Origin of the sequence: Pseudomonas sp. B10(2017) (assembly GCF_002113295.1) — a bacterium.
Taxonomy (GTDB): Bacteria; Pseudomonadota; Gammaproteobacteria; order Pseudomonadales; family Pseudomonadaceae; genus Aquipseudomonas; species Aquipseudomonas pudica.
Map to the genome: position 1 here is coordinate 1 of NZ_NEJU01000026.1, position 16,649 is coordinate 16,649.

Consider the following 16,649-nt stretch of genomic DNA (forward strand, 5'->3'; position numbering starts at 1 on the left):
GCAGATTGCGGCGATCTGGGCGGATGTGCTGAAGCTGGAGAAGGTCGGCCTGACCGACAACTTCTTCGAGCTGGGCGGCGATTCGATCATTTCGTTGCAAGTGGTCAGCCGTGCGCGCCAGGTGGATATCCAGTTCACCCCCAAGGAGTTGCTGCAGCATCAGACAGTGCAGGGGCTGGCCTCGGTTGCCCGGTGCAGCGAAGCACAAGTGCTGGAGCAGGGCGCGGTCACCGGGCCTCTGCCACTTGTTCCGGTGCAGCACTGGTTCTTCGAGCAAGCGCTTGTAGTACGTGACCACTGGAACCAGTCGGTGCTGCTCGAACCTGTTGAGGCACTGGATGCGCACCTTTTGAACATGGCGCTGGGCAACCTGCATGCCCATCACGACCTGCTACGGCTCAATACCTGGCAGAGTGCCGGGCGCTGGCAGGCCGCGATCGGCGCGCCGGTATCGACCGAGCTGCTATGGGTACGCGAGTGTGTTGATAGCGAGGCGCTGGAACGCTTGGCTGATCAGGCCCAGCGCAGCCTGAACCTGGCTCAGGGGCCACTGTTGCGCGCCGTGCTGGCAACGCTGGCAGACGGCAGCCAGCGGCTGCTGCTGGTCATTCATCATCTGGTGGTCGATGGCGTGTCATGGCGGATCCTGCTGGAAGACCTGCAACAGGCCTACCAGGCGCTTGCCCTCGGCCAGCCGCTGAAGTTGCCGGCCAAGACCAGCGCGTTCAAGGTCTGGGCCGAACAGCTGCAGGCCTATGCCAGCAGCCAGGCACTGCAACATGAACTGCACTACTGGCGTGATCAACTGCAAGGCGCCAGCGATGCTTTGCCTTGCGATCATCCCCAGGGCGAAAACCGGCAGAAGCATGCAACGTCGGTCAGCACTCGCCTGGACCCGCTCTGGACCCGCAAGCTGCTGCAGCAGGCACCGGCAGCCTATCGCACGCAGATCAACGACCTGTTGTTGACGGCATTGGCCCGTGTGGTCAGCCGTTGGACTGCGCAGCCGCAGGTACTGGTACGCCTGGAAGGCCATGGCCGCGAAGACCTGTTCGACGGTATCGACCTGAGCCGCACGGTGGGTTGGTTCACCAGCATGTACCCGGTCAACCTCAGCCCTCAGCCCGAGCTGGCCAGCTCGATCAAGACCATCAAGGAGCAACTGCGCGCGGTGCCCCACAAGGGCCTGGGCTATGGTGTGCTGCGTTACCTGGGGGCTGGTGAAGCTCGGCAGACGTTAGCGGCGCTGGCCCAGGGGGCGATCATCTTCAACTACCTGGGGCAGTTCGATGGCAGCTTCGACCAGCAGGCGAGCCTGTTCAAACCGGCCCGCGAGAATGCCGGGCTGAACCAGGATGAGGGCGCGCCATTGAGCAGCCTGCTGGCGCTCAATGGGCAGGTGTACGGCGGCGAGCTGACACTGGGCTGGACGTTCAGCCGTGAAGTCTTCGATACCTCGACCATCCAGCAACTGGCCGATGCCTATGCAGAAGAACTCAAGGCCTTGATCGACCATTGCTGCCAGGATGACACCCAAGGCCTCACGCCATCGGACTTCCCATTGGCCCGTCTGAGCCAGGCGCAACTGGACGACCTGCCGGTACCTGCTGCTCAGATCGCCGATATCTACCCGCTGTCGCCGATGCAACAGGGCATGCTGTTCCATACCCTGCAGGAGAGCGACGCCGCGCTGTACATCAACCAGACTGCGGTCGATGTGCACGGCCTGGACATCGACCGCTTCGTCGCGGCCTGGAACCAGGTGATCGCCAGCCACGACATCCTGCGCACGGTCTTCCTGTCATCGGCCCGGTGGGCGGAGCCCTTGCAGGTGGTGCAGCGTCAGGCCAGTCTGCCGCTGCGCGTGCTCGACTGGCGTGGGCGTGAGGTGACCAGCGACGCCTTGCAGGCGCTGGCAGCCGAAGAGGCTGCCGAAGGCTTCGACCTGGCGTGTGCCCCCCTGATGTGCCTGACGCTGGTTCGAGTGGACGAGCAACGCCTGCACCTGATCTGGTCGCGTCACCACATCCTCATGGATGGCTGGAGCAATTCACGGTTGCTGGGCGAGGTGTTGCAGGTTTATCACGGCCGGCCTGCCAGCCATGCGGGGGGGCGCTTCGGTGACTACATCCGTTGGCTCGCCGAGCAGCCGATGGGCAAGCTGGAGCAGTTCTGGAGCGAGAAGCTGCGTGCCCTGGAGGGGCCGACGCTGTTGGCCGAAAGTGTTGCGCCGCAGGCGGACGGCAAGCTTGTCGGGCACCATGCGCTGTACCTGCATTGGGATGCGCAGCGCACGCAACACCTGCGTGACCAGGCCCGGCGCCTGAGGGTCACGCCCAATACCCTGGTCCAGGCCACCTGGCTGTTGCTGCTGCAACGCTACACCGGCCAGGCCAGCGTGTGCTTCGGCGCCACAGTGGCCGGGCGCCCCAGCAGCCTGGCTGGTGCAGGCGAGATGCTGGGGCTGTTCATCAACACGCTACCGGTGGTGCAGGCGCCGCAACCCCAGCACATTGTCAGCGACTGGCTGCACCAGCTGCAGCACTACAACCTGGAGCTGCGCGACCACGAGCATGCAGCGCTGGCCGATGTACAACGCTGGGCCGGGCGGCCAGGGCAAGCGCTGTTCGACAGCATCGTGGTGTTCGAGAACTACCCGGTTGACGATCGCCTGCGCGAGGGCGGCGGCGGAACGTTGCGCTTTGGTGAAGTACGTAACCGCGACGTCACCAACTATGCCATGGACCTGGCCGTGCAATTGGGCGAAACCTTTTCGGTAGAGTTCCTGTACCTGCGCAACCGCTTTACCGAAGCCGCTGTCGAGTGCCTGCGCGGCAGTTTCGAAAGCCTGCTGAGCGCCATGCTGGACAATCCCCAGGCCACGCTGGGCAGCCTGGGCATGCTGACGCCGGCGCAGGCAAGGCACGCCGACCTGCGCAACCAGCTTGCGGCACCTGGGCGCGAGCAGCCGCTGCTCGCCGAGCGTATCGCCGGGCATGCCCGTGAGCGTGGTGAGGCCATGGCGGTAGTCTGCGGTGGCCAACAGTTGACCTATACCCAGCTGGACGCTCGCGCGAACCGCCTTGCCCACCACCTGATCGCGCAGGGCGTGCGCCCGGAAAGCTGCGTGGGCATTGCCCTGGAGCGGTCGGTGGAGGTGATCGTGGCCTTCCTGGCAGTGATGAAGACTGGCGCAGCTTATGTGCCACTGGATATCGACTATCCACAAGAGCGCCTGCAGTGGATTGTCGAGGACTCGGCAATGCACCTGCTGGTCAGCAGCAGTGGCCTGCGCCAGCGCTTTACCCAGGTAGCGCGGTGCGTCGAGCTCGACCAGCAAGCGCTGGACCATCTGCCTGCTACTGCACCTGTACAGCGCGCGTGCGCGGATAACCTGGCTTATCTGATCTACACGTCTGGTTCTACCGGCAAGCCCAAAGGTGTGGCGGTGAGCCATGGCCAGATTCGCATGCACTGCCAGGCCATCGCCGGGCTGTACGAGATGGACCTGCACACCCGCGAGCTGCTGTTCATGTCGTTCGCCTTCGACGGGGCGCAGGAACGCTGGCTGTCGACGTTGTCCTCGGGTGGTTGCCTGGTGGTGCGTGACAACCGGCTGTGGACGGCAGAAGAAACCTGGCAGACCTTGCATGCCCAGCGTATCGACATCGCCTGCTTCCCGCCGGCCTACCTGCAACAGTTGGCCGAATTCGCCGATAGCCAGCAGCAGCCCGCGCCAGCAGTGCGGGTGTACTGCTTTGGCGGCGATGCGGTACCGGACGCCCTGTTCGAGCACGTCAAGCGCACGCTGCGCCCGCGCTGGTTGACCAACGGCTATGGGCCGACGGAAACCGTGGTTACGCCTTTGCTGTGGAAAGTGCCGGTGCAACGAACCTGTGAGGCTGTGTACGCGCCGATCGGCGACCGCGTTGGCGAGCGTGCGCTGCACGTGCTGGACCAGCACCTCAACCCGCTGCCCGATGGTGTGGCCGGTGAGCTTTATATCGGCGGAGAGGGCGTGGCGCGTGGCTATCACCAGCGGGCCGCACTCACGGCCGAGCGCTTCGTGGCCGACCCGTTTGCCACGGGTGGCCGCCTGTACCGTACCGGTGACCGGGTGCGTCGCCGCGCCGATGGCGTCATCGACTTCCTCGGGCGGCTGGACAACCAGCTGAAGATTCGAGGGTTCCGCATCGAGCCGGGAGAAATCGAGGCACGCCTGCGCAACCTGGCTGGCGTGCGCGATGCCGTGGTGGTGGCGCGTGACATCAGCACGGGCAAGCAACTGATCGGCTACGTGGTAACGGACAATGCCGATACCCGCGCCAAGCAATTACGTGATGCCCTGCGCGCCGACCTGCCGGATCACATGGTGCCGGCACAGCTTGTACTGATGCCGGCGCTGCCGCTCACCCCCAACGGCAAGATCGACCGCAATGGCCTGCCGGCACCCGAGTTTGCCGCAAGCCGGGCATGGGTTGCCCCGCGTAATGCGATCGAGCAGGCGCTGGCAGCGATCTGGCAGGAAGTACTGCAAGTCGAGCAGGTCGGTGTCGATGACAACTTCTTCGAACTGGGTGGTGACTCGCTGCGCGTGCTGAAGATGCTGTCCAAGGTCCGCGCCTGCGAGGATTTGCCTATCGAACTGAAACTGCGTGATGTGATTGCCCGGCCGACCATCGCCGAGTTGTCGGGTTATGCCCCCGACGATGCCAGCCTGGACCCGCTGTTGTTGCTGAACAGCCGAGTGAGCGCGAGTACGCCGCTGTTCTGCCTGCATGCCGGGTTTGGCACGGTGTTCGATTACGAGCCATTGGCCCGCCGGCTGGAAGGCCGTTGCACGGTTTATGGCCTGCAATGCCGGATGCTGCTGGATCACGCCTGGGTGGATGATTCGCTGGAAACGATGGCTATCGATTACGCACAGTACATCCGGCAGAAGCAACCCGAAGGGCCTTATCAGCTGGCAGGTTGGTCGCTGGGCGGCACCCTGGCGGTGTTGGTGGCCAAGGAGTTGGAAAGCCAGGGGCAGCGGGTTGCGGTGCTGGCCTTGGTGGACAGCTTCGTGCCCTCGACCAGGCAAGCCGTGCAGGAAAGTGACTGGAGCGCCGACCTGCGTGGCTTCCTGGCGGTGATTCTCGGGGTTTCGGCCGATGCACTGGTGCTGCCGATCGTGCCCGCCGGCAGTACTCAGGATGCCCTGGAGCGCGTGATCGGAACGGCAAGGGCCGCACAGGCTGCACAGTCGGCCTATGCCGAAATCGGCAACGCTGATCTGGCGCAGACCTTTGTTGTGGCAATGAAACTCAAGGCGCTTTCGCGTCAATTGCGCCAGCTACCGTCTACCGAGGCAGCGGCAAGTTGCTGGTGGGCGGGGGAGGGCGCGCACGCGGGTGGCATTTCGGGTAGCTGCCAGGACATTGCTGTTGATGCCGGGCACTATGACATCCTCGAACAGGTGGATGTCCTTGAGGGGATGATTGCCAGGCTGTTGCTGGCAGATACGATCAGCCCGTAAACCTGCTCACTCTTTGTAGGAGCGGCCTTGTGTCGCGAAAGCGACACAAGGCCGCTCCTGCAACGGACCGCGTACCGATGCGAAGACCATGCAGGCATGAAAAAGGCGACCTCCAGGGTCGCCTTTTTTCGTTCTGCTGATCAGAAATCGTAGCGCAGGTTCAGCGTCGCGTTTCTCGGCGCGCCATAGTGGCCATAGTTGCCGGCCAGGCCTGCGTAGTACTTTTTGTCGAACAGGTTGTCCACGTTCAGCGTGGCGGCCAGGTGCTCGCTGATCTTGTAGCGGGCCATCAGGCTGGCCACGGCGTAGTCTTCCTGGGTGATGCGCGTGTTGTAGCGGGTGGCCAGGGATTGCTGGGAGTTCCAGTTGACTCCACCACCAACAGTCAGGCGCTCCCATTCGCCGGGCAGGCGGTAGGTAGTCCACAGGCGGAATGTATCCAGCGGCAGTTGAGATGTCAGGCGAGTGCCATTGGCATCTTCCGTGCGGGAGTGGCTGTAACCGGTATGAACTTCCAGCCCGCGAGCCACTTCGCCGGACAGTTCAAGATCAATACCTTTGGTTTCGGCGCCGCTGACCGCGCGGTAAGCGGTGGAGTTAGGCACGCCCGGTACGCTGAAGCCGGTGTCTTCCTCTGCAAGGTTGTCGCGCTTGATGAGGTAGATCGCCGCGTTGGCGTTCAGGCGGCCGTCGTAGAATTCACCCTTCCAGCCCATTTCATAGTTCTGCCCGATTACAGGGTCCAGCACCTTGCCGGTACGGTCGCGGCTGGTCTGTGGCTTGAAGATATCGGTGTAGCTGGCGTACACCGATTGCTCATCGGTCAGGTCGTAGATCAGGCCGGCGTACGGTGTTACCTCTCCGCGCTCATTCAGTTGCGTGGGGTTGCCGTTGCCAGTGGTCAATACCACCTGGTTCGAGTCCGAACGGTAATTGGTGGTACGGGCACCGAGAATCATGTGCAGGTCGTCGGTGAGGTTGAGCCGGGTGGCAATGAAGTAGCCGGTCTGGCGGATAGTCAGATCATAATCCAGCAGTGGCGAATAGTTGCCAGGTTGCGGTATGCGGTTGCCCCAGGTGTAGAAGTTGAATGTGGCTTCCCCAGCTGTCCCGGTGAAGTGGTTGTTCTCGTAATCCATGTAGTCGAAGCCGGTAACCAGTTCGTGGGTCTGGCCAAACAGCTCGAAAGGCCCCTGCAGCGTGATGTTCATGCCCCGCTGAACCTGATGGGCATCGACTTGCAGCAGGTCGGACTTGGCGTTGCCGGTGGCTTGATCGAGGGTAGAGACACCGGCACCGGTGCGATAGAACGCCGACAGCGAGTCGCGATCGACATCCATGTAGTTGCCGGCCATTTTCAACTGCCAACCATTGCCAAGCTCCTGATCCAGGCCGAAGGAGTAGTTCTTGGTGGTGTAGTCTTCATACATCCAGCGCGGCCCGGAACTGGTCGAGCGGGAGAAGTTGGTGGGCTGGCCATTGCTGAAAAACAGCGGCACACCTGGCGCGCCATTGGCGTCGTAGGTCTGGTAGTCCATGCCGAAGCGCACGGTGGTGGTATCGGTCAGGTCTGCTTCGAGCACGCCGTAGACCAAGTCACGGTCCTGGCTGTACCAGTCCATGTAGCTCTGGTTGCTCTGCTTGGCGGCCACCAGGCGGCCACGCAGCTTGCCGCTTTCGATCAGCGGGCCGGATACATCGGCCTCGGTGCGATAGTAGTCCCACGAGCCCACACCGGCCTGCACATACGACTGGAATTCACGCGTGGGGCGTTTGCGTACCATGTTGACCACACCGTTGGGCTCGCCCGCACCGGTCATCAGGCCAGTGGCACCGCGGACGATCTCGATGCGGTCGAACATGGCCATGTCCATCAGGGTGTTGGGCATGTTGCGCGTCAGGTAGTCTTGCGTGGTGTTCACGCCATCGAGCTGGTAGGTACTGATTTCCGAGCCGCGCGAATAGATGTGAAAGCGCTCGCCACCGTCCTGGGACATGGTGATGCCCGGGTTCTGCTTCAGCACGTCGGTAATGGTCGCCAGGTGCTGGTCGTCCATTTGCTGACGGGTGATGACGCTGATGCTTTGTGGTGTTTCGCGTATCGACAGGTTCATGCGGGTGGCCGTGCTGGTCACGCCGGTAGTGTAGGAACCCGTGCCTTCGGTAGTGGCCCCCAGGCCCACACTATTGACGTTGGTCGCCGAAAGCTCGACCTGACCGTCCTTTGCGGCTGAACTCGCTGTTACCGTCACGGTGTTGCCGTCGATCTGATAACGCAGCCCGCTGCCGCCCAGCAGGATGCGCAGGGACGAAGCTAGGTCGTGGCGCCCTTTGAGTGCAGAGGAGCGCAGGCCACCGATATCTTCCGGGCTGTACAGCAACTGGGTATCGGTCTGCCTGGCCAGTGCCTGCAACGCCGAATTCATCGACTGCGCAGGAATATCCAGGGTCCACTCCTGTGCCTGCACCTGGGCAACCATCGCAGCGGATATCGCCAGGCCCAGGCCGATGCGTGTGAACGCGCGCTGGGGACGAAGGGAATGACGGATCAGTAATGCTTTGGCAAGCGGGTTGAGCGGGCCGGGGAGGGACTTGGACATCTATTGCGGTCTCGTTGGCAGAGGGTTTTTTTCTATGTCAGCTATAGGACGCAGCACCTGTTAAAAACCGGAACGATTCTTATTGGCGATTTTTTTGGCCGGTGCTGCGTTAACCGCGTCACAACTTCACAGTTCGCGTGCTACGCGAAAGCCGAGGAAGTCCCCCCGGGTGGTCTTGAGGCGGTCGTTGCGGTTGGCCGAGCGGGAGAAGATCGGCGGCTCGCCCCAGTCGTTGCCGCGCATGTGCGCGCGAATGCACTTGGGGTTCTGGATCCAGGCACTGCCGTCGGTGGGGGCGCCTTCGTAGCTGTCGTGGTAGCAGTCGGCGACCCATTCGTAGACGTTGCCGTGCATGTCGTACATGCCGAAGGCATTGGGCGGGTAGCTGCCCACCGGGGCGGTGAAGGCATGACCGTCCTTGGGGCCATAGGTGTTGGCGTGCTTGCTGATCTCGTACTTGCCCGGTTCGTCGAAGGGGAAGGGGAACGGGCCGCTGGAACCGGCACGGGCGGCATATTCGCGTTCGGCTTCGCTGACCATGCGGTACGGTTTGCCGGTGGTTTTCGCCAGCCATCGGGTGTAGGCCTGCACCTCGTCGTAGTCGACGCACACCGCCGGCTGGCGGGGGCCTTGCTTGTAGCTGGGCTTGCTGGCTTCGCACCAGCGGCCGGGGCGCTCGTCGCCGCTCCTGATGACGGTGCCGGTGGCCTTGATGTAGGCATCCAGTTCGCCGGCGGTGACCTGGTAGCGGCTCATGGCGAAGGGCTTGGCGAAGGTCACGGTGTGCAGCGGGCCCTCGTCGGGTTGGCGGCCGACTTCGTCATCGGGGGCACCCATCACGTAGCTGCCGGCGGGCAGCACGACCATCTCGGGGCAGTCCTTGCAGTCCTTGAACACGTCGCCGGGCTTGGCGGCGTGGGCGTAGGCGCTGACCAGCAGCAGGCAGGTGATCTGGGCTGGCCGGTAGCGCCAGGTGGATATTTTCATCGGTAGGCCTCGAAACGGGTGAATGCGGGCTGCGTTTCGCATTCAGACGAATCGGGGCGGTGAGAAATTAACCAACATCCAAGGTAGCGCGGTCTTACTGTGGGAGCGGCCTTGTGTCGCGAAAGGGGCGCGCAGCGGCCCCACACTCTCAGCTTCGCCGCAGATATTGCTGGGGCCGCTCTGCGGCCCTTTCGCGACACAAGGCCGCTCCCACAAAAGCTGTTCGCGCGAGTACCGTAGGCAGTGGTTGCAAGGCATGGGGCACCGGGCTATAGTCCAGTCCACTGTTCCTTTCCCGAAGACCTGTTCATGCCAGCCAGCCCTTCCACCACAAGCTTTGCCATCGCGCCAGTCGCGGGCATGGTCGTGCGTGGCTGCCAACAGCCGGCGATGATCAGTCACTATCCACCACCACCTGTCAGTGGCGTCGTAGGCGGCGTAGCTCCGCCTCCTTGCGTGGTCGTGCTGGGCTGATCGGCTTCTGGCCGCAACCCTTCGCACACGCAACCTACTGAACACGGTCGGCGGCTTCCCTCGCTGAAGCGCACGCCGTCCGTCTGGCTTATTCGCCTTGAATCAGGTGGCAATACATGTCTGTCTTTAGCAAAGCATCCGTGGCCTCGGCGGCCACTACCAGCCTGTTCGTCCTGCTGTGGAGCAGCGGGGCGATCGTCTCCAAGCTCGGCCTGGCGCATGCCAGCCCGTTCGCCTTCCTGCTGTTGCGCTCGGCGCTGGCCCTGGCCGGCCTGCTGCTGATCGGCCCGTTGCTGGGGCTGCGCTGGCCGCGCAGTCGCGGGGCCATCCTTCGGGCCCTGGGCACTGGCTGTGTGCTGCTCGGCGCCTACCAGATCTTCTACCTGCTGGCGCTCGATACCCATGTCACCCCCGGCATCATGGCCACGGTGATGGGAGTACAACCGATCCTGACCGTGGTGCTGATGGAGCGCCAGCGCTCCTGGAGCCGCTTGTTCGGCTTAGGGTTGGGGCTTGGCGGGTTGATCATGGTGGTCTACCAGGGCATCAACCTGGGCGGGGTGTCGCTGGCGGGAATGCTGTTCGCCCTGCTGGCGCTGGCCAGCATGACCTTCGGCTCGATCCTGCAGAAGCGCATCACCGACAACCCCATGGGCACGCTGCCGCTGCAGTACCTGGCCGGCTTTGCCATGTGCGCGTTGTTCGCGCCGCTGCAGCCGTTGCATGTGGAGTGGACTGGCGGTTTCGTCGGCGCGCTGCTGTGGATGGGGCTGGTGGTCTCGCTGCTGGCGACCCTGCTGCTGTACCGACTGATCGCCAAGGGTAACCTGGTCAATGTCACCAGCCTGTTCTACCTGGTGCCGGCAGTGACCGCGGTGATGGACCTGCTGATCTTCGGCAACCGCCTGGCGCCGCTCAGCCTGCTGGGCATGGGGTTGATCGTGGTGGGCCTGCTGTTCGTGTTCCGCAAGCCCGCCGCGCGCTTGGCCGAGGCGTAGGCCCTAGCGGAATTCTTCGGGGATGGCGTGGCGCAATACGCCCTCCTCGAAGTCCAGCAGGCCGGCTTCGCGCTGGGTGAGCAGGTAGTAGAGCAAGGTGTCGAGCGAGCGCTGCGGCGGGACCTCGACCGCCAGCATCTTCACCGCCTGCTCGGTTTCGCAGTTGCAGCCGAAGTCGTGCAAGGCCGCGCGTACCTGGTCCAGGGTTTCCGGGGGCCTGACGATAACCCGGAACACCGAACTGCCGCTGCTGTGGCGCAGTTCGGCGAACCAGGTTTCGCCGGCTTCCTCACGGGTGCCGATCACGTCGCCCGGGGCGATGCCGTAGACATGGAAGGGAATGTTGTCGACGGCATGGCCGCCTTCCACGGCCTTGGCCCACAGGCCCTCGACCGAGGCGGGCGGGTAGCCATTTTCGTCCTGCTCCAGGCGGAACAGGACCTTCTTGTACGCGTCGTTCATCCTGTACCCCGCTTCAGCTGCGCGCCGGGCGCAGCACCAGCCACAATGCCAGGCCAATCAGCAGGCCGCCGTACAGGTGCGCCATCGACAGCGGTTCGTCCAGCAGCCACGCACCCCACAATACACCGAATACCGGGATCAGGAAGGTCACGGTGCTAGCCTTGACCGGGCCGATCTCCTCCAGCAGGCGGAAGTACAGGATGTAGGCGAACGCTGTGCACAGCAGGCCCAGGCCCAGCAGCGACAGCCACACCTGCCAGCCGCCCCAGCTGGCCGGTGGCTGGCTCAGCGCGCTCCAGGCGAACAATGGGCTCAGCATCAAGGTGGCGCCGAGCATGCTGCCCAGTGCCGACAGGCGGCTGTCCAGGCCGCTTACCCAGCGGCGGGCGAGGAAGCCGGCAAAGCCGTAGCAGGTGGTGGCCGCCAGGCAGGCAAGGGCGCCTTGCAGCAGGGCCAGGTCCAGGGCCACCGGGCCGGCGCCGCTGAGGATGCCGACGCCGAACAGGCCCAGGAAGATGCCGCAGAGCTTGGCCAGGGTCATCGGTTCGCGGAAGAACAGCACGCCGACCAGCACGCCCATCAGCGGCGTGGTGGCGTTGAAGATTGCCGAGTAGCCGGCTGGCAGCACCTGGGCGGCCACGGAGTAGAAGGTGGCGGGGATACCGGAGTTGATCATGCCCAGTACCAGGCAGGCGCCGAGCTTGCCCTGGAAGTCCCAGCGCACGCGGGCGGCGGCAAGCAGGGCGACCAGGCCCAGACAGGCGATGGACACGCGGAAGAACGCCGTCGGCACCGTGCCCAGTTCGGGGGCGATGATGCGCATGAACAGGAAGCTCGCCCCCCAGACGGCGGCAAGGGTCAGCAGACGGGCTAGGGCGATGGGGCTCACAACGGTCTCCGGAGGCAGGGCAGGGGCGCGAGTGTACGCCAGGGGGGCAGGGGATTCTTGTGCTTTCTTGCGGTGTAAACCTGTGCCGGCCTCTTCGCGGGCACGCTCGCTCCCACAGGTTCTCTGCAATGCTCGGCCCTGTGGTAAGCCTGTGGGAGCGGGCGAGCCCGCGAAGAGGCCGGCACAGGCTCCGCAAAAACCAAGAGGCGACTAAGCTCTGTAACTCAACACCGCACCGAGGTCTTCGCATGTCCCAGCCCTGGCCCGCTGTCGAAATCGCCCGGATGATCCTCGCCGGCTTCGACAACTACCGCGACCACTTCCAGCGCATCACCCTCGGTGCCCGCAAGCGCTTCGAGCAGGCGCACTGGCAGGATATCCAGCGTGCCTCCGCCGCCCGCATCAATCTCTATGAAGAGAAGGTCGCCGAGGTCAACGGCTGGCTACGTCAGGGCTTCGCCGAGGATGTGCTGCTGGATGTGGATCAATGGCCCCTGGTGAAGAACGCCTATATCCACCTGATCGACCCGCGGCTGGACGACGAGCTGTCCGAGACCTGGTACAACTCGCTGTTCTGCAGCCTGTTCAGCCACGACCTGATCAGCGACGGCTGCATGTTCATCCACACCACCCGGCCGTCCATGCGCAGCCGTGAGCGCGCCGCGCAAACCCGTACCTATCGGCCTGACGCTGGGCTCAAGAGCCTGCTGCGGGCGGTGTTCAGCGATTACCCGTTCGAAGTGCCGTACGGCGACCTGGAGGGCGACCTGGCGCGCCTGGAAGATCAGCTGCGCGAGTGCCTGCCGGACTGGGTATGCAAGGATCCGAAACTGGCGTTGGAGCTGTTTGTGCCGGTGCTCTACCGCAACAAGGGTGCCTACCTGGTCGGCCGGCTGTTCAACAGCGACGAGCAGTGGCCGCTGGTAATCCCGCTGCTGCACCGCGAAGGGCACGGTATCGAGGCCGATGCGCTGATCACCGACGAGGCCGAGGTGTCGATCATCTTTTCCTTCACCCGCTCGTACTTCATGGTCGATGTGCCGGTGCCGGCGGAGTTCGTCAACTTCCTCAAGCGCATCTTGCCGGGCAAGCACATTGCCGAGCTGTATACCTCCATCGGTTTCTACAAGCACGGCAAGTCGGAGTTCTACCGGGCGCTGATCAACCACCTGGCCAGCAGCGACGACCGCTTCGTCATGGCGCCCGGGGTGCGCGGCATGGTCATGAGCGTGTTCACCCTGCCGGGCTTCAACACCGTGTTCAAGATCATCAAGGACCGTTTTTCACCGTCGAAGACAGTCGACCGCGCCACGGTGATCGACAAGTACCGGCTGGTGAAAAGCGTCGACCGCGTCGGGCGCATGGCCGATACCCAGGAGTTCGCCGATTTTCGTTTTCCGCGCAGCAAGTTCGAGCCGGAATGCCTGGCCGAACTGCTGGAGGTGGCGCCATCGACCGTGGCGCTGGAGGGTGACACGGTGCTGATCCGCCACTGCTGGACCGAACGGCGCATGACGCCGCTGAACCTGTACCTGGAACACGCCAGCGAGGGCCAGGTGCTGGAGGCGCTGGAGGATTACGGCCTGGCCATCAAGCAGCTGGCGGCGGCGAATATTTTCCCAGGCGACATGTTGCTGAAGAACTTTGGCGTTACCCGCCATGGCCGGGTGGTGTTCTATGACTATGACGAGATCAGCTTCCTGACCGAAGTGAACTTCCGCCATATCCCGCCGCCGCGTTACCCGGAAGACGAGATGTCGGGCGAGCCGTGGTACTCGATCGGGCCGCATGACGTGTTCCCCGAGGAGTTTCCGCCGTTCCTGTTTGCCGATATCGGCCAGCGGCGCTTGTTCAGCCGGCTGCATGGGGAGTTGTACGACGCGGATTACTGGAAGGGGCTGCAGGCGGCGATTCGTGAAGGGAAGGTGATCGATGTGTTTCCGTATCGGCGCAAGGGGCGGTGACTGTGCTTTAGCAGGCCTTGCCTCTTCCCGGGTACGGCACAGGATTCGAAACCAGTGGGGTCCATGTGGGAGCGGGTTTACCCGCGAAGAGGCCGGGCCTGCTTTTCCCAGTTACCCCTTCAAACACTTCAATTCACTGAAATCGGTGCGCACCTTGCCCAACCGCTCCTGCAGGAACCGCCGCTGCTGCGGGGTACTCTGGTGCACCAGGTCCACCAGCAAGCTGCGGGCCTGCTGCTCGGTATTCTGGTACGCCGCCCGGTACTCCGGCGTCCACAAGCTCTCCTTGCGCTGCAACAACGTCGCCAGGCGCGGCTCGAAACTGGCATCATTGCGCTGGTTCATCGCCAGCAGCAATTGCTGTTGCCAGTGCGCGCGGTTGGCGATCCATTCGCGGTTCTGGTCGCCCAGCGCCTGGGACCAGGCCTGCACGCGCTGCTTTTGTACCGCGGTCAGCTCGCCAAACCATGGCGTCAGGCGTTTCTCCATGCGTTCGGCACGGCGGGCAATCTGCTTGTCCAACGGCGTATCCACATACTTCTTCTGCCGTTCGCTGATGTCCTCGCGGAACGCCTCGCGCATCTCCGCCACCTGGGCATCGCTCATGCCGCGCAGCAGTTCGGTGGCCGAAGGGGTGATTTCCTCGGCCACCCGGCCAATCGCCTCGCGGGCTTCGCGGGTACGCTGCTGCAGGGCCTGGTCGGTCACCTGGTCGTCGGCGACCATGTCGCGTACCCGGTCCAGCCAGTCGAGATAGCCGGGCAGCTGGGTCTTGCAATGCCAGGCCAGGTGCTCCCGCAGGCGGTCGTCAAGCATGGCCTTCTGCTCGCTGTTCATGGCCAGGTAGTCGCCAAGCGACCACGGCACCAGGCGGTCGAGGTTGCGGTAGGCCAGGTCGATACGGCTGCAGGCGGCCAGGGCCAGGGCGCAGCCGATGGCGACGAGCAGGGCTTTGGACAGGCGTAGCGGCATGGGCTGTTCCTTGCGGGGGCTTGCCCGACGGTAGACGCAAAGAGGCGCTGACGGTTCCACTGCATCAGCGGTCGGGCGGCGCGCTGGCTTCAGGTGTAGAATAGTCGCCTTGTCTTGAGGAACATCGGAAATGGCTCTGCTTGGGCGTTACAACAGTTTGCAAATCGTGAAACACGTGGACTTCGGCCTGTACCTGGACGGCGGCGCCGACGGCGAGATCCTGCTGCCCGGGCGCTACATCCCGAAAAACGCCGAAACCGAAGTGGATGACTGGCTGAACGTGTTCATCTACCTGGACAGCGAAGACCAGCTGATCGCCACCACCGAAAAGCCCAAGGTGCAGGTTGGCGAGTTCGCCAGCCTCAAGGTCAAGGACATCAACGGTGCCGGCATCTTCCTCGACTGGGGCCTGTCGAAGGACCTGCTGATGCCGTACTCGGAAGAGGCGCGGCCGCTGAAGATCGGCGACTACTGCGTGGTGCACGTGTACCTCGACAAGCGCACCCGCCGCATCACTGCCACCTCTCGCCTGGACCGTTACCTGGACCGCACCCCGGCCGACTACCAGGTAGGCCAGCCGGTCGAACTTCTGGTGGCCGGCGAGACGCCAATGGGCTTCAAGGCGATTATCAACAACCGCCACTGGGGCCTGATCCACAAGAACGAGGTGTTCAAGTTCCTGCGCTCGGGCATGCACGAGAAAGGCTTCATCAAGGAAGTGCGCGCGGACGGCAAGATCGCCTTGAGCCTGCAGCCGGTCGGCGCTGCCCTGGCCGACAGCCTGCAGGAGCAGATCATGGCGCGCCTGGAGGCCGAAGGCGGAGTGCTGGGGGTGTGCGACAAGAGCGATCCGGCGCTGATCAGCAAGCTGTTCAACGTCAGCAAGGGCAACTTCAAGAAGGCTATTGGCGGGTTGTTCAAGCAAGGCCGCATCGTCATCCATGACGATCGCATCGAGAAGGCCTGATCAGGCCTGCACGAAGGTACGGAAGTCCAGCTGCTCGCCACCCGGGCGGGTGTCGCGCAGCAGCGAGTCGCGGTCGGCGCTGAGGGCCAGGCTGATGGTCGAGCGGCGCTTGCCAGGGTTGCGCACTTCCATCTGTTCCTGGTGAGCACGCAGGAAGTTGGTCGGCACCTTCAAGTGCTGCAGCTCGTCACTTTCCGGGGTGTGCAGCAGCAGGTTGACCCAGTCGGGCTGGCCCTTGCGCAGCAGCGCCACCGGCACCTCGAACCACCACAGGTTGCGCTTGCGGTCGAGGATGGCGAACAGGGTGTTGCTGCTGGTCAGCACCGGGCGGGCCAGTGCTTCGTTGCGCCGGGCGATGGCTGCGGGTTTGTCGAGTTTCATGCAGGTTCCTGCGGGTTGACGCTATGAAGGCCTGCATTGTGAGGGGTGGCGGGTAGCGGGGCAAGGTTTGCCAACCGCCTTGCCGTTCGGCTCGAGGGCGAGAAAACTGTTGGAACGCTTGGCGAAGGCGTTGGGTCCACCGACTGTCGGCACGGTCCACGTGCCCCCAATTGCAGGAGTTTTGCCATGAGCGGTACCAAAGACAAAGCGAAAGGCCTGGCCAACGAAGCGATCGGCAACGTCAAGCAGGGTGTCGGCAAAGTGACCGACAACGAGCGACTGCGGGCCGAGGGTGAAGCGCAGGAGCTCAAGGGCGAGGGGCAACAGATCAAGGGCAACGTGAAGGACGCGGTGAAAAAGCCTTGATGTAAGTGGCCTGTCCCGGCCTTTTCCCGGGTGAACCCGCTCCCACAGGTGCTGCACAGACTTCACGCACT

At 63.6% G+C, this 16,649-nt stretch carries 11 protein-coding genes; 5 read left to right on the forward strand and 6 right to left on the reverse strand.

Annotated features, from left to right (window positions below; all coding sequences use genetic code 11):
- A partial coding sequence (locus CAF92_RS23685; RefSeq protein ID WP_143516204.1) for a non-ribosomal peptide synthetase occupies window positions 1-5,518 on the forward strand: 5,518 nt, incomplete at its 5' end.
- Between the two features lie 140 nt (window positions 5,519-5,658).
- Here the strand turns inward: CAF92_RS23685 and CAF92_RS23690 are convergent.
- Together CAF92_RS23690 and CAF92_RS23695 are read right to left on the reverse strand one after the other, a co-directional pair.
- On the reverse strand, window positions 5,659-8,118 hold the full coding sequence (locus CAF92_RS23690; RefSeq protein ID WP_085602084.1) for a TonB-dependent receptor: 2,460 nt from the start codon (window positions 8,116-8,118) through the stop codon (window positions 5,659-5,661).
- A gap of 126 nt (window positions 8,119-8,244) precedes the next feature.
- The gene (locus CAF92_RS23695; protein ID WP_178081823.1) at window positions 8,245-9,105 is read right to left on the reverse strand and encodes a formylglycine-generating enzyme family protein; all 861 of its coding nucleotides are present in this window, start codon (window positions 9,103-9,105) and stop codon (window positions 8,245-8,247) included.
- 590 nt (window positions 9,106-9,695) lie between these two features.
- On the opposite strand from CAF92_RS23695, the gene CAF92_RS23705 reads away from it, so the two are divergent.
- On the forward strand, window positions 9,696-10,577 hold the full coding sequence (locus CAF92_RS23705) for a DMT family transporter (RefSeq protein WP_041505660.1): 882 nt from the start codon (window positions 9,696-9,698) through the stop codon (window positions 10,575-10,577).
- A gap of 3 nt (window positions 10,578-10,580) precedes the next feature.
- On the opposite strand, the gene CAF92_RS23710 is transcribed toward CAF92_RS23705, so the two are convergent.
- Together CAF92_RS23710 and CAF92_RS23715 are read right to left on the reverse strand one after the other, a co-directional pair.
- On the reverse strand, window positions 10,581-11,039 hold the full coding sequence (locus tag CAF92_RS23710) for a DUF4265 domain-containing protein (RefSeq protein WP_085602086.1): 459 nt from the start codon (window positions 11,037-11,039) through the stop codon (window positions 10,581-10,583).
- A 13-nt stretch (window positions 11,040-11,052) separates the two neighbouring features.
- Entirely contained in the window at window positions 11,053-11,928 is an 876-nt protein-coding gene (locus CAF92_RS23715) for a DMT family transporter (RefSeq protein ID WP_046614694.1), read from the reverse strand.
- Window positions 11,929-12,176: 248 nt separating this feature from the next.
- Here CAF92_RS23715 and aceK point away from each other — a divergent pair, with 248 nt between their 5' ends.
- Complete coding sequence (gene aceK / locus CAF92_RS23720; RefSeq protein ID WP_085602087.1) at window positions 12,177-13,892, forward strand: bifunctional isocitrate dehydrogenase kinase/phosphatase; 1,716 nt, start codon at window positions 12,177-12,179, stop codon at window positions 13,890-13,892.
- A gap of 111 nt (window positions 13,893-14,003) precedes the next feature.
- Here aceK and CAF92_RS23725 read toward each other — a convergent pair whose 3' ends face one another.
- The gene (locus tag CAF92_RS23725; protein ID WP_046614692.1) at window positions 14,004-14,864 is read right to left on the reverse strand and encodes a DUF6279 family lipoprotein; all 861 of its coding nucleotides are present in this window, start codon (window positions 14,862-14,864) and stop codon (window positions 14,004-14,006) included.
- 130 nt (window positions 14,865-14,994) lie between these two features.
- Between CAF92_RS23725 and CAF92_RS23730 the strand changes: the two genes are divergently transcribed.
- On the forward strand, window positions 14,995-15,831 hold the full coding sequence (locus CAF92_RS23730; protein WP_013973728.1) for a S1 RNA-binding domain-containing protein: 837 nt from the start codon (window positions 14,995-14,997) through the stop codon (window positions 15,829-15,831).
- Here the strand turns inward: CAF92_RS23730 and CAF92_RS23735 are convergent, their stop codons facing one another.
- A complete protein-coding gene (locus CAF92_RS23735; protein WP_013973727.1) occupies window positions 15,832-16,212 on the reverse strand; it encodes a hypothetical protein in 381 nt (126 codons plus the stop codon).
- Between the two features lie 186 nt (window positions 16,213-16,398).
- On the opposite strand from CAF92_RS23735, the gene CAF92_RS23740 reads away from it, so the two are divergent.
- Window positions 16,399-16,578 carry a CsbD family protein gene (locus tag CAF92_RS23740; protein ID WP_015271319.1) on the forward strand — a complete coding sequence of 60 codons (180 nt, stop codon included), beginning with the start codon at window positions 16,399-16,401 and terminating at the stop codon, window positions 16,576-16,578.
- Window positions 16,579-16,649 lie beyond the last annotated feature (71 nt).

What these genes read in the sequence shown, in the direction of transcription:
- CAF92_RS23695 (WP_178081823.1), bottom strand. Translation starts at nt 9,105, where the DNA reads ATGAAAATATCCACCTGGCGCTACCGGCCAGCCCAGATCACCTGCCTG.
- CAF92_RS23740 (WP_015271319.1), top strand. Translation starts at nt 16,399, where the DNA reads ATGAGCGGTACCAAAGACAAAGCGAAAGGCCTGGCCAACGAAGCGATC.
- CAF92_RS23735 (WP_013973727.1), bottom strand. Translation starts at nt 16,212, where the DNA reads ATGAAACTCGACAAACCCGCAGCCATCGCCCGGCGCAACGAAGCACTG.
- CAF92_RS23705 (WP_041505660.1), top strand. Translation starts at nt 9,696, where the DNA reads ATGTCTGTCTTTAGCAAAGCATCCGTGGCCTCGGCGGCCACTACCAGC.
- CAF92_RS23725 (WP_046614692.1), bottom strand. Translation starts at nt 14,864, where the DNA reads ATGCCGCTACGCCTGTCCAAAGCCCTGCTCGTCGCCATCGGCTGCGCC.
- CAF92_RS23710 (WP_085602086.1), bottom strand. Translation starts at nt 11,039, where the DNA reads ATGAACGACGCGTACAAGAAGGTCCTGTTCCGCCTGGAGCAGGACGAA.
- CAF92_RS23690 (WP_085602084.1), bottom strand. Translation starts at nt 8,118, where the DNA reads ATGTCCAAGTCCCTCCCCGGCCCGCTCAACCCGCTTGCCAAAGCATTA.
- aceK (WP_085602087.1), top strand. Translation starts at nt 12,177, where the DNA reads ATGTCCCAGCCCTGGCCCGCTGTCGAAATCGCCCGGATGATCCTCGCC.
- CAF92_RS23730 (WP_013973728.1), top strand. Translation starts at nt 14,995, where the DNA reads ATGGCTCTGCTTGGGCGTTACAACAGTTTGCAAATCGTGAAACACGTG.